A 12,935-nucleotide genomic window follows, 5' to 3' on the forward strand; every position below is an offset into this window, starting at 1 on the left:
ACTATTAAAAACTGGAGTTCAAAATGGTTGATACCATCAAAATACTAGGTAGCCTGTTAGGCAGTGGCGCTTTATCACAAGGTTCTGGCAGCAGTGTGCTTGGTAATGTCTTGGGAGCCGCCTTAGGCGGTGGCTCCCAGCAACAAAGTGGTGGCTTAGGTGGTCTGCTAGGTGGGTTACTTGGCGGCGGAGCACAACAACAATCCAGCGGTGGATTAGGTGGTTTATTGGGTGGCCTGATGGGAGGAAATGCTCAACGTCAGGCTAGTCCGGGAGCTGCTGATTTATTGGGTGGTTTGTTCGGTGGAAATAACCAACAACATGGTAGTCAATCAGGCGGCAGTTTAGCTGACTTACTTGGCTCAGCCGTAACACAGTTCACCCAAAGTCAAGGTGGCGCTGCCAATAATGCGCAACAGCAAAACTATGATCACTTGCGTAATGATGCGGGCCAACATGGCGCAATGGATCAGGCAACACTGCTGATTCGTGCAATGATTAATGCGGCGAAGGCTGATGGGCGAGTTGATGCTGAAGAGCAGCAAAAAATTCTGGGACGTCTGGGCGATATAAGTCAGGAAGAAGCTGACTTTGTTCGTCGCGAACTAGCAGAGCCTTTAGATGTTGATGGTTTTATTCGCACCATTCCACAAGGCTTTGAACAGCAAATTTACATCATGTCTTTAATGGCGATTGATCTGGATACTAATCACGAAGCGCAGTACCTGCATCAATTATCACAGGGTATGAATCTGTCACATGACTTATGCAATCAGATTCATGAAAAACTTGGCGCACAGAAGCTATACGATTAATGCGTCGTCTTTTAATAACATCGTTATATAAACAATCTATAGGCTACTATTTATGAATAATAAACTTTGTGCCACCGGCTCGGGGATGAGCAGAAAAAGCTGGTGGTTATGGTCGGGTTTAGGGCTGCTAGCCCTTTACGCCTTGCTCCTCGTGTCAAGGTGTGCCCCCATTGAACAAGACTTACAAGCACGTACTAACGCTGCACTCACTGAAAAAGGCTATGACTGGGCTTCAGCCTCTTTAGATAAGCGCGGCCGTGATACTGTATTAAGTGGTATCGCACCTAGCGAATCAGCACGCGATGATGCTATTCAAACAGCAGCCGATGTTTACGGTGCAAGAGTCGTGACACACGACATGACACTTAAGCAATATGATTCGCCAACGTTTGGCTTGAAGAACGATGATGGTAAAACGATCTTAACTGGTAGTTTCCCAAGTCAGGATCTGATTGATCAAGCGGTCAGAGCGGCATCAGACAACTTTGGTGCTGAAAATGTTGTGAACCGTATGAAGCTCAGTGATGATGTTTCATCACCTGCATGGTTAGCGTCATCACTAGCTGTGCTACCAACAATTACTGGCATGAAAGATGCCGTACTTAATGTGAGTGATAATAGCTCTGAGCTGAATGGAACTTTTCATACTGACGAAGAGAAACAATCATTCCTGAAGATTGCTGGCGACAAGCTAGGTGATGCGTTTGAGGAAAACACTCAAGTTGTTCCGCTTGGCCCTACCCCTGAGGAACTTGCAGAGATTGCCCGCAAAGCTGAAGAGGCTGAGGCTGCACGTTTAGCAGAGGAAGCCCGTATTGCTGAGGAAAAGCGTTTGGCTGAGGAAGCCGAAGCAGCTCGCCTTGCTGAAGAGAAGCGTTTAGCCGAGGAAGCCGAAGCGGCGCGTCTGGCTGAAGAAGCAGAAGCAGCTCGAATTGCTGAAGAAAAGCGTTTAGCTGAGGAAGCTGAAGCTGCTCGAGTTGCTGAAGAAAAGCGTTTGGCTGAGGAAGCTGAAGCGGCGCGTCTTGCTGAAGAAAAGCGTCTGGCTGAGGAAGCTGAAGCGGCTCGAATTGCTGAAGAAAAGCGTTTAGCCGAAGAAGCGGAAGCAGCACGCCTTGCTGAGGAAAAGCGTTTAGCTGAGGAAGCTGAAGCAGCACGCCTTGCTGAGGAAAAGCGTTTAGCTGAGGAAGCTGAAGCAGCACGCCTTGCTGAAGAAAAGCGCCTGGCTGAAGAAGCTGAAGCAGCTCGAATTGCTGAAGAAAAGCGTCTGGCTGAGGAAGCCGAAGCAGCGCGTCTGGCTGAAGAGAAACGTTTAGCTGAAGCAGCTCGAATTGCTGAGGAAAAACGTTTAGCTGAGGAAGCAGAAGCAGCTCGAATTGCCGAAGAAAAGCGTCTGGCTGAGGAAGCCGAAGCAGCTCGAATTGCTGAAGAAAAGCGTCTGGCCGAAGAAGCGGAAGCAGCACGCCTTACTGAGGAAAAGCGTTTAGCTGAGGAAGCTGAAGCAGCACGCCTTGCTGAAGAAAAGCGCCTGGCTGAAGAAGCTGAAGCAGCTCGAATTGCTGAAGAAAAGCGTCTGGCTGAGGAAGCCGAAGCAGCTCGAATTGCTGAGGAAAAACGTTTAGCTGAGGAAGCAGAAGCAGCTCGAATTGCCGAAGAAAAGCGTCTGGCTGAGGAAGCCGAAGCAGCTCGAATTGCTGAAGAGAAACGTTTAGCTGAGGAAGCTGAAGCAGCTCGAATTGCTGAAGAAAAGCGTTTAGCTGAGGAAGCTGAAGCGGCTCGTATTGCTGAAGAAAAGCGTCTGGCTGAGGAAGCTGAAGCGGCTCGTATTGCTGAAGAGAAGCGTTTAGCTGAGGAAGCTGAAGAAGCTGAGGCTGCACGCCTTGCTGAAGAAGCTCGACTTATTGAAGAGCAGCGTTTGGCTGAACAAGCTGAAGCGGCACGGTTACAGCGAATTGAGGACGTTCAGAACTGTCAACGTGATATCAATGATTCAATGACGGGTAACGCGATCTTATTTGCTACTTCGAGTTCCGATATCGACAGCAAGAGCTATCCTTTATTAGACACGATCGCTACGACTGTTCGTCGTTGTGGTGACATTATTTTAGCGAATGCTCAAAAGATTGAAATCTCAGGTCACACTGACAGTCGTGGTTCTGATGAGATGAATCTGGCGCTTAGTGATAGTCGCGCAAAATCAGTACGTGACTATATGCTAGAGAAAGGCGTTCGTGCATCTGTTCTAGTTAGTAAAGGCTATGGAGAAGCAAATCCTATCGCCGACAACAATACATCGGCGGGCAGAAGACAAAACCGTCGCATTCAATTCACAATTCAATAAACAAGGTATACATCATGGGTTATTTATTTTTCCAGACTTGGATTTGGCTACTACTAGCATTTATTTTTGGCCTGGTAATGGGTTGGATCTTCCGCAATATGTCATGCCGCAATGATGCAGAGCATATTGAAATCCACAAAGACCACAACGGCAATGAAATCAGCCGTAAAGTCGTGCAGAAGTAGCTCAATTGAGCGATGTGAAGAGGTCACTTTTTAGTGGCCTTTTCTTTTGCCTGAAATAGTCTCAAGACCTTGACCCGACAAGACTCTGCTTGCACACTGACAAGCATTCTTTTTGATGGCCACTCTCATGCAAAAAATCGTCGACTTTCGCAGTGACACCGTCACACAACCTACTCCGGAAATGAAACAAGCTATGCTCAATGCACCGTTAGGTGATGATGTATTTGGTGAGGATCCGACCGCAAACTTACTGGAAGAAACCGTTGCTGAACGCTTTGGAAAGCAAGCCGGATTATTACTGCCAAGCGGCACGCAGAGCAACTTTATTGCGATGCTGGCACATTGCCAACGCGGCGAAGAAGTCATCACCGCTGAGGAATACCACGTCTTTAGTTATGAGGCGCGCGGTGCATCCGTTCTGGGTGGCATCTCACTGCACCCGTTGAGCAGTACCGCCTACGGTGCAATAAACGCTGCACAGGTGGAATCTGCGATTAAGGAAGATGATTCACACTTCCCTATCAGCAAATTAGTCAGTCTGGAAAATACTGTTTCAGGTTGTGTACAGCCTCAGGAATCCATTCGTGAGATTACCACGCTGGCTAAACAGCATGGGCTGAATACTCATCTGGATGGTGCAAGAATATTCAATGCGTCCATTGCCTCCGGTATAGCACCTGCAGAACTGGCAAATGGTTTTGACTCAGTGTCGATCTGCCTGTCAAAGGGATTAGGAACACCTGCTGGTTCCGTTCTGGTGGGTGATCATGATTTTATTCGGTACGCCAGACGCCAACGTAAAATGCTCGGTGGTGGTATGCGCCAAAGTGGCATGTTGGCAGCGGCGGGATTACACGCACTTAAGCATCACGTCGAACGCTTGGCCGATGACCATCAAAACGCTAAAAAACTAGCCACAGCATTCGCCAAAATTCCGTCACTGAATGTTGACCTTGAGCGTGTGCAAAGCAATATGGTGTTTATACAGCCGGATGATGAGGAACTGACGGAGTTGGCAGCATTTCTTAAAACCCGGGACATTATTATCAGCCGTCAGCGCTTGGTGCTTCATCTGGATATTACCGCTGAAATGGTGGATAAAACTATTTCGGCTGTTAATGATTTCTACGAATAGATAGCGTTTTAAACCTTAGCCACCGCCACAAAGGTATCGTTATAACAAGCTCCATCCCGAATATCCGTTCTCGCATCCGCTGACATCAGAGCATTCACCGTCAAGCCACTGCGACTACTGGCCAACCACGCACCTTTAGGCGTGTATAACACACCTGCTTTCACACGATCCGTCACCTCAGCAGTAAAATAAACCTCCCCTAATTCATTCCAGACCCGCACCTCATCACCACTGACCAAACCCGCTGAAGCGGCATCATTCGGATGAATCTCAAGCACCTGACTTTGTAATGAGGCGTCACTACCACCAAACGTGGCATTAGTGCGGTCATCAGAGGATGGTGAGATAATCATTAATGGATAAGCTTCAGTAGCATCCGTTGAGACATAATGTGGCACAGCATAACCACTCTCCAGATAGTCCGCATCAAACAGCTGAATCTTGCCGGATGCCGTATCGGGCATTACCGTTTCACACATAATCGTGGGCTCGCCCTGCTCTGTATTCATTAGCAAGGCTTCATCCAATGGTAGCTCGCTCGGCTTATAGTTAGACAGCCTCGGATCATTGTCCTGAAATGCCAGATCCATTAATTGCTTATCAGTCAGTGTAAATTCTTCATCCTCAAAACCAAATCGCTCTGCCAAGCGCCGGAAGATTTCTGTATTTGGCAAAGCTTCACCCACCAAGGGAATCACCGCCTCAGCGCGTTGCAGATAACTGTGTCCATAAGAGCCATAGATATCCTCAATTTCAAACACACTGGCTGCAGGCAGAATCACATCGGCGTACTGCATGCTGTCGGTCATCACCACATCGCAACCCACAATAAACACGGATTCTTGTGATAGCGCACGGTGCATACGCTGCTGGTCAGGGTGTGTAGCGATCGGGTTATGGTTGTAAATCATCACTGCGCGAATCGGTGTCTCCTGAGTCTCATCCAGCATCACTTTACTCACATCAACAATATTGATGGTGCGCGTGTCATCCGGCAATAAATCCGGTCGGGTAATGCGCTCACTGCTCTTTGGAAAGGCCAGTCCGGGCTTCGCAATCACACCCGCGCCGATTTTACCGAATTGGCCGGTTAGCGCTTGCAAGGCCATGGAAGCTCTCAGACCTGAGCCACCATTACGACCACGCTCAATGCCATTACCGAGTGACAAAGCAACACATTGCGCCTCAAGATACATATCAACAAGCCGGTCAAATTGCCCAAGTGTAAGACCACATATCTGCTCCACATCATCACGGGAGTATTCACGCGCTTGCTCAAGATAAGTCTCTACTCCCTCTACCCACTGATCGATAAATGCCTGATTCAATCCACCACGACGTTCAATTTCCGCAGCCATTGCCATCGCCAGCACGACGTCCGTTCCTGGTTTAATTTGTAGATAGAGGTCTGCCCGCTCAGCAATTGCGATTCGCTTAGGGTCAATTACTACCAGCTTACAGCCCTTTTTCTGGGCTTTACTAACCACCCGTGAAAAATGCAGATTCGATACTGTGGCATTATTACCCCAGACGAAGATCAGGTCTGATTCCAGCGCTTGCTCCGGCGGCATACCCGGTGCACTACCAAATAAACTGGTATAGGCAGCACCACGAACACCCCCACATAAAGGCCCACGATCCAGTTGCGTCGCTCCCAGACGATTAAAGAACATGAGATCCAAAGACGCTCCGTCCAATTCACCATGTGGGCCTGCGTAGTTAAATCCCAATGTTGATTGCGGACCATATTGCTCTATCGCCTTGCTAAAACCTTCGTAAACCAGATCCAGTGCTTTCTCCCAACTGATATGACGGTACTGACCAGAACCACGTGGCCCGATGCGTTGCATAGGATGCTTGAGACGCTTCTCACCATAGACAAAGTCAGGATAGAATTTTGCCACCTTGCCGCAAATCGCATTGTCGGTATATGGGTTAGCTTTAGAGCCACGTATTGAGATGATCTTTTCATCCTGTACAGTCACCGACAGACTGCAGGTGTCCGGACAATCCAACGGGCATACAGCCGGGCGAACTTCAGTTGTCACACTCATTTTTTATATCCTCTGGCAGTCATGTTCAGGCTCTCGTGCCTGTATTTAAAGATTGAATTTGTTGGCCCTGTGCATCGAAATTATCGGCTGACAGCCAAGTTTCGAATGCGTGTTTAAGCGACGGCCAGTCACTATCAATGATCGCTAACCACGCGGTATCCCGGTTTCGTTGCTTATAGATAGTACACTGCCGAAACACCCCTTCAAACTGAAAGCCTAGTCGCTTTGCAGCATGTTTGGACGGCTCGTTTAAGGCATCACATTTCCACTCGTAACGACGATACCCCAACTCATCAAACACATACTGCATCATCAGATACATTGCTTCGGTTGCCATCGGGGTGCGCTGCATTAGGGGTGAAAAATGAATATGACCCACTTCGATAGACCCAACTGATGGCTCGATACGCAGATAACTCGCCAAACCAACCGCAACACCAGTTTGCTGATTGATTACAGCATAAAATAACGGGTCTTGGCGGCTTGCAGATACTGCTAACCACTGTTTAAAGCTATCGAAATCATCAAATGGACCATATGGCAGATAAGTCCAGTTACGCTGACTGCTATCTTTCGCAAAGGAGTTGTACAAACCCTGAGCATGCGTCTCTACATCCAACCGCTCCAGCTGACAGAACCGACCCTGCAGCAATGGCTTTGACGGATAGTCACACGCCTTCCAATCTGGCAGTGCTTCACCAATAGGCTGTCCCAATTCATTGTGCTGTTCGCTCATCGCATACCTCTAAATCATACCTGATTGCTTTGAACTTAGATTAGTGGCTAAATGGACTGCATGCGAGATCCATTATTAAACAGTTTTAGGACCCACTTTTGGCAGACTCCAACTTCCCCTCTGAATTATTTTTGCCTTTTCTGAATGAGGATAAAAGCTTACCGCAGTATGTCGCCCTGTTTCGTGCCTTCCAACAAGCCATCGTGCAGGGAAAGCTGATACCGGGAGCCAAATTACCGGCTACACGTCCTTTGGGTCTATCACTGGGTATATCCCGTAATACCGTTAAATCAGCCTATGAGATGTTATTAGCGGAAGGCTATATCGACACAGAACACGGCTCGGGTAGCTTTGTATCAAAGCGATTACCAGATCAGGCATCCACCTCTGGCACTCAAACCAAACAGCAGGCAGTGACTGTCAACCCGACTGAAGTATCAATACTGGCAAAACGGCTTGAGGACGCTTACCACTCTCCCAACGCCTCCTTAGAATCAAATCTGCTATCACATGGCAAGGGATGTCTGGAAAGCTTTCCATGGCGACAATGGCAACGCCATGTTACCCACGCATCACGTCAAATGAAGTATGCGCAGGGAGACTCTGTCATGGGAAATACCCGTTTGCGTGCTCAAATTGCCAACTACCTGCAAGTGGCACGAGGGGTACATTGTGATACCGAACAAATCATCGTGTGCTCAGGTTCTCAACAGGCAATGTATCTGTCGTTTCAAATATTACTAAACCCCGGTGATCCGGTGCTAGTTGAAGATCCCGGTTATCAGGGAATTGATGGCGCTATAGATACTCTGGGTGGAATCAAAATTCCGGTGGAGACAGACCAGCAAGGTTTCCGGCTTGACACTGGATTGGCAAAAGCTCCACATGCCCGCGTTGCGACTCTGACCCCGACACGTAACTATCCTATGGGATACACTCTGAGCTTAGCACGTCGCCTTGCCATCCTCGACTGGGCCAAACAAACTGGCAGTTGGATTATTGAGGACGACTATGACAGTGAGTTTCGTTTTGACGGCCCGCCAATCACATCATTACAGGGGCTTGGTGGTGAGTCTTGTGTGATTTATGCCGGTACTTTCAGTCGCATATTGCATCCATCAATCAGGCTCGGTTATCTAGTGGTTCCTGAAGCCTTGCTCAAACCGTTTTACCAACTCAAACGATTTATTGATGGTGGCTTGTCACAGCTTCCTCAATTGGCTCTGGCGGAGTTTATGGCTGCAGGTGATTTCACCAGTCACGTCAGGCGCGCGCGTAAGCTATATCAACAAAGACGCGAGATTCTCAGAGTAGAAATAGAAAGACAGTGTGGCGATATATTGAAACGTGTAGAAAGCGATGGAGGAATGCACTCGGTGTTTTTATTCGCTGACCAAACTGTTTCCGATAAGGAGGTATGTCTCAAAGCAAACGCAATCGGTATCGGTGTTCTACCCCTCAGTGCTTACTACTCAGGTGATAAAAAACAACATGGCTTGATTATTGGGTTTGCCGCTCACGACGAGTCGGCAATAAAACGAGGTGTGTCGATAATCGCTGAGTGCATCAGACCGTGAGCGATTGATTAGCCAGGTCTGACTGCAATGCTCTACATTACAAATCAGACTCTAACTAAGTTAGCACTAATGTGCTTAGGCTCGCTGTTTAGCGGCGACCACTAGCTCAAGATGCTCCGGGTTAATACAAAGTGAGTTACCACAACCTTGGCGTACAACTTTACCAGGAGGAATATCACCATAGAACGCCATGTAGCTGGCTTTGTGTGCTGATTCCAGATGAGCTTCTCCGTTAGGTTCTTTCACCATCGTTCTTCCATAACCATCGATTGAAGTTTGACGTGTCCAGACCAGACAGCCGGTAATTTCATTCGGTTTTGTACAGTTAAGCAAACGCTTCTGCTCTTGTGTTGTCTGCATGCCTTGTTCCTATCATTAGTTAGTGACATTCCCTCGCAGACTTTTTTATGTATGGTGTATTATTGTTTTCACCATAAAAGTCAAACCCATTGCGCAACATCAATTCACTTATGAGCACAAACAAATCAAACTTTAAATTATTATATCTATTACGGCATGCAAAATCCAGCTGGGCTGACCATAGCATGAGTGATTTTGAGCGACCGTTGAACAAACGCGGTATTCAACAAGCCTCTCAGATAGCCGCAATATTAGCCTCGAAGGAACCCCGACCACAGGTCATTATTTCTAGTCCTGCAAATCGTGCCTTTAGTACTGCCAAAACAATGGCAGTGGCTCTAGGTAGCGATAAGTCGAAAATAGGTTCAGATAAAAGAATTTATGAGGCAAATATTCAGACTTTAATGTATCTGATTCAGGAACTGGACGATGATTTAGAGTCCGTTATGCTGGTAGGACACAATCCGGGATTTTCACATCTGGTGAATACGCTAAGTAGACAGAAAGTTGCGCCCTTACCTACTTGCTCGTTGATTCAACTAAGACTGGATATTAATCAATGGAGTGAGTTGGAAGCAGAATGCGCAGAATTGCTTAGTGCCGATGCCCCTAAGCGCGAAGATCAGTAATCGAATTGATTTAAGATATTAACCAACCGGTCTGTAGTGATACGAAGAAGAAATTAGGTAACTGGCAATAAACGACTGAGCCCACTGTTCTCAATCAAAGCCAACGCTTGCGCTGGTAACCCCCGAATGGCGAATGATTGCTGTTTTTCTTGTGCAAGTCGCGTCCATGACAGAATCACAGCGATACCCGCGGTATCAACCCGCTCGACAGCGGCGAAGTCTAGAGTAATGGCTTGTTGCGATGTAGCCATCAGCTTCTCACCTTCTAACGCAACTGCTTTGGCATTGTCATAACCAAGCTGACCCGAGAGCTGGTATAACCCCGGATCAGTTTGTGACGCTGTGATAGTAAACGCTGACATTAAGCGACTTCTCGCTCCAGACGACTAATTAATGCTTCTAAACCACTGGCACTAATTTCACGGGTAAAGTTGGTGCGAAAATTCGTAATCAAATCCACGCCATCAACAGAGACGTTGTAAGCCTTCCACTCGTTATTAATCAATCGTAAGTCAAACTTCGCATTCTTCGCTTCGGCAGCCACAGGCTGGACCCGTGTTTCAACGGATAAGTAACCATTTCTGGAACTTGGTACGGAGCGTATTACGCTAATTGTCGCACCAGCAAACGCGAGCATTGTATTGGCATAACTGCGTGTCAGCATTTGCTGATAAGCCTGACCAAAACGAGCTCTTTGGTCTTCTGTAGCCGTTTTCCAGTGCTTACCGAGTGTCAACTTAGTCATCCCGTTAAAGTCAACAAAAGGAATAATCTCCTGCTCGACAAACGAACTGATTAAATCGGGATTTGCTTTAAGCTCAGCATGACGATGCTGCAGAATTGAAAAGATTCGGCTATTCACCGAGGTTACTAAGTTCTCCGCCTGCGCATTTGCAAAGGCCGGACTCATTAACACACCCAATACCAACACCAGAAAACCGCTATACAAACGTTTCATACATTCCCTCCCTCAAAAGATGATTAGGTTGACTATTTCGTCGTGAGATTTACCAATACTTTGCCGACGATTTCTTCTAATACCAATGCAGATTGCGACAAATATATTGAATCTCCATCCCTTAAGACCTCATCTTCAGCACCAGGTTCCAAAGATATATATTGTTCGCCTAATAAGCCTGCGGTATAAATACTCGCCTGAGTATCTGTTGTTAACGGGTAGTCTGATTGAATTTCCATCGTGACAAGCGCGCGCGATATCTTCTGGTCGTAAGCTACGGAGACGACGCGCCCCACATTAACACCTGACATCGTTACTTTAGCGCGCGTTCTCAGGCCACCCACATTATCAAAATGCGCTTTGACGCTGTACACCGAGGGGGAGCTGAAACTGTTCCCAAGGTTACTAATATTGAAAGCCAGCAGGACCAGACTCGCCAGCCCTAAGAAAACAAACACGCCAACCATTAATTCAAGATTTTTCGTTTGTCTCATTTCAGACCTCTACAAACATTATGCTGGTTAAAATAAAGTCTAGCGCCAGAACGATCAGCGCGGAATAGACAACAGAACGGGTGGTTGCTCTGGCCACACCTTCGGAAGTGGGCACGGCATCATAACCTTCAAACAGCGCAATCCAGTTGACAGCGATGCCAAAAATAAACCCTTTCAGTAAGCCATTAAGAATGTCGTAATTCCACTGCACCTTGCTTTGCATCTGCGCCCAAAAGGAACCCTCATCAACGCCTAGCCAGCCATGACCGATCAGATAGCCACTGTAAATCCCCACCACCATAAACATCAACGTCAGTAATGGCACAGCAATAATTCCGGCGACAAATCGTGGTGTGATCACGCGGCGGATCGGGTCGATCGCCATCATTTCTATACTGGCTAGCTGCTCAGTGGCTTTCATCAGGCCAATCTCAGCAGTTAAGGCAGAGCCTGCCCTTCCTGAGTACAACAAGGCAGTCAGGACAGGAGCTAATTCACGAAGGATCGACAAAGCCACCAATACCCCTAATGACTGCTCCGCGCCAAAGTCTACCAAAGTGACATACCCCAATAGACTGATCACCATTCCGACGAATAATGCCGAGAACACGATGATCAGCAGTGATAACACGCCGACTGAATATAAGGAATCCAGCAGTAACTTCGGGCGTGTGAGTACAATCGGAAAGCCTTTTAACACATGAAACAAGAAGATACTTGCCCGACCAAGACGCTGTAAAAAGCCAAGCGTTTTTTCTCCGGTGCGTTCAAATAGATTTCGCATCATGACTTTGCTTCCAGATGAAAGTCATTGGCGCGGCTTGTGGCGGGGTAATGAAAATCCACGGGGCCTTCGGTGGAGCCAGTTAAGAATTGCTTTAGCCACGGACTGGCGGTTGCTTTAACTACTTCAACAGGGCCCTGTGCGACCACCTTGCCTTCAGCTAGTACGCAAAGATAGTCGGCGATAGACAGGCTCTCATTAATATCATGCGAAACCAGAATGCTGGTTATGCCCAGCGATTTACTCAGGGAACGAATAAGAGTGACAATATTGCCGAGGGTAATAGGGTCTAAACCGGTAAAGGGTTCGTCATACATCATCAAAGCAGGATCAAGCACAATGGCTCGCGCTAATGCCACTCGTCTGGCCATGCCGCCGGATAATTCAGAAGGCATTAACTGAGCCGCTCCGCGTAGCCCAACAATTTCCAGCTTCATCAGCACAATATCGCGAACCATGGATTCATCGAACTGATAATGCTCGCGCACCGGAAAGGCAACATTCTCAAAGACATTGAGATCGGTCAGCAGCGCACCGGACTGAAACAACATCCCCATTTGCTTACGTAGTGCAAACAGTTCAGAGCGACTCAGGCCATTCATCTGAACACCTGCTACACTCACTGAACCACTATCCGCTTGCAGTTGCCCACCAATATGACGCAATAAAGTCGTCTTGCCACAGCCGCTTGGCCCCATAACCGCGGTGATTGCGCCTTGTGGAATCTCTAAATTGATGCCATCAAAGATCTGCCGCTGGCCACGGGCAAACGTCAGATCTTTAATCTCGATATAGGCTTGTGTCACAATCTAACCCGCTATTATTTTATCATTAATGATTCACATTCTTATGAATAATAATAACAGCTAT

The 12,935-nt window shown here is 47.5% G+C and carries 14 protein-coding genes; 6 read left to right on the plus strand and 8 right to left on the minus strand.

All coding sequences use genetic code 11. From position 1 onward, the window contains the following. The first annotated feature begins 23 nt into the window (after positions 1 to 23). The 4 genes from DKW60_RS02255 to ltaE all read left to right on the plus strand — a co-directional run bounded on the left by DKW60_RS02255 (position 24) and on the right by ltaE (position 4,473). Positions 24 to 815: a DUF533 domain-containing protein gene (locus DKW60_RS02255; RefSeq protein WP_109836040.1), complete on the plus strand. Its 792-nt coding sequence runs from the start codon at positions 24 to 26 to the stop codon at positions 813 to 815. Positions 816 to 867: 52 nt separating this feature from the next. Further along, on the plus strand, positions 868 to 3,153 hold the full coding sequence (locus DKW60_RS02260; protein WP_109836041.1) for an OmpA family protein: 2,286 nt from the start codon (positions 868 to 870) through the stop codon (positions 3,151 to 3,153). A gap of 14 nt (positions 3,154 to 3,167) precedes the next feature. Next, positions 3,168 to 3,338, plus strand: a complete 171-nt coding sequence (locus tag DKW60_RS23555; protein ID WP_181389552.1) for a hypothetical protein — start codon at positions 3,168 to 3,170, stop codon at positions 3,336 to 3,338. A 127-nt stretch (positions 3,339 to 3,465) separates the two neighbouring features. Then, positions 3,466 to 4,473 (plus strand): low-specificity L-threonine aldolase, encoded by a 1,008-nt coding sequence (gene ltaE / locus DKW60_RS02265; RefSeq protein WP_219988614.1) that lies wholly within the window; start codon positions 3,466 to 3,468, stop codon positions 4,471 to 4,473. Positions 4,474 to 4,481: 8 nt separating this feature from the next. Here the strand turns inward: ltaE and DKW60_RS02270 are convergent, their stop codons facing one another. Beyond that, positions 4,482 to 6,527 (minus strand): molybdopterin-containing oxidoreductase family protein, encoded by a 2,046-nt coding sequence (locus DKW60_RS02270; RefSeq protein WP_109836043.1) that lies wholly within the window; start codon positions 6,525 to 6,527, stop codon positions 4,482 to 4,484. 25 nt (positions 6,528 to 6,552) lie between these two features. After that, on the minus strand, positions 6,553 to 7,263 hold the full coding sequence (locus DKW60_RS02275; protein WP_109836044.1) for a GNAT family N-acetyltransferase: 711 nt from the start codon (positions 7,261 to 7,263) through the stop codon (positions 6,553 to 6,555). Positions 7,264 to 7,361: 98 nt separating this feature from the next. On the opposite strand from DKW60_RS02275, the gene pdxR reads away from it, so the two are divergent. Beyond that, a complete protein-coding gene (gene pdxR, locus DKW60_RS02280; protein WP_109836045.1) occupies positions 7,362 to 8,840 on the plus strand; it encodes a MocR-like pyridoxine biosynthesis transcription factor PdxR in 1,479 nt (492 codons plus the stop codon). A gap of 75 nt (positions 8,841 to 8,915) precedes the next feature. Here pdxR and DKW60_RS02285 read toward each other — a convergent pair whose 3' ends face one another. Next, positions 8,916 to 9,200, minus strand: a complete 285-nt coding sequence (locus tag DKW60_RS02285) for an HNH endonuclease signature motif containing protein (protein WP_109836046.1) — start codon at positions 9,198 to 9,200, stop codon at positions 8,916 to 8,918. A 110-nt stretch (positions 9,201 to 9,310) separates the two neighbouring features. Here DKW60_RS02285 and DKW60_RS02290 point away from each other — a divergent pair, with 110 nt between their 5' ends. Next, positions 9,311 to 9,829, plus strand: coding sequence for a SixA phosphatase family protein (locus DKW60_RS02290; protein ID WP_109836047.1), 519 nt, complete (start codon positions 9,311 to 9,313; stop codon positions 9,827 to 9,829). A gap of 53 nt (positions 9,830 to 9,882) precedes the next feature. Here DKW60_RS02290 and DKW60_RS02295 read toward each other — a convergent pair whose 3' ends face one another. From DKW60_RS02295 to DKW60_RS02315, 5 genes are read right to left on the minus strand one after another with little or no spacing between them, the layout of a single operon-like run. Next, on the minus strand, positions 9,883 to 10,191 hold the full coding sequence (locus DKW60_RS02295) for an STAS domain-containing protein (RefSeq protein ID WP_109836048.1): 309 nt from the start codon (positions 10,189 to 10,191) through the stop codon (positions 9,883 to 9,885). Next, entirely contained in the window at positions 10,191 to 10,787 is a 597-nt protein-coding gene (locus DKW60_RS02300; protein WP_109836049.1) for an MlaC/ttg2D family ABC transporter substrate-binding protein, read from the minus strand. The genes DKW60_RS02295 and DKW60_RS02300 overlap by 1 nt, the downstream gene beginning before the upstream one ends. 32 nt (positions 10,788 to 10,819) lie before the next feature. Next, complete coding sequence (mlaD, locus tag DKW60_RS02305; RefSeq protein WP_109836050.1) at positions 10,820 to 11,281, minus strand: outer membrane lipid asymmetry maintenance protein MlaD; 462 nt, start codon at positions 11,279 to 11,281, stop codon at positions 10,820 to 10,822. A 1-nt stretch (position 11,282) separates the two neighbouring features. Continuing rightward, on the minus strand, positions 11,283 to 12,065 hold the full coding sequence (gene mlaE, locus DKW60_RS02310) for a lipid asymmetry maintenance ABC transporter permease subunit MlaE (RefSeq protein ID WP_109836074.1): 783 nt from the start codon (positions 12,063 to 12,065) through the stop codon (positions 11,283 to 11,285). Beyond that, complete coding sequence (locus DKW60_RS02315) at positions 12,065 to 12,871, minus strand: ABC transporter ATP-binding protein (protein ID WP_425451281.1); 807 nt, start codon at positions 12,869 to 12,871, stop codon at positions 12,065 to 12,067. The genes mlaE and DKW60_RS02315 overlap by 1 nt, the downstream gene beginning before the upstream one ends. Positions 12,872 to 12,935 lie beyond the last annotated feature (64 nt).

Source organism: Leucothrix pacifica (assembly GCF_003172875.1).
GTDB classification, from domain to species: Bacteria; Pseudomonadota; Gammaproteobacteria; order Thiotrichales; family Thiotrichaceae; genus Leucothrix; species Leucothrix pacifica.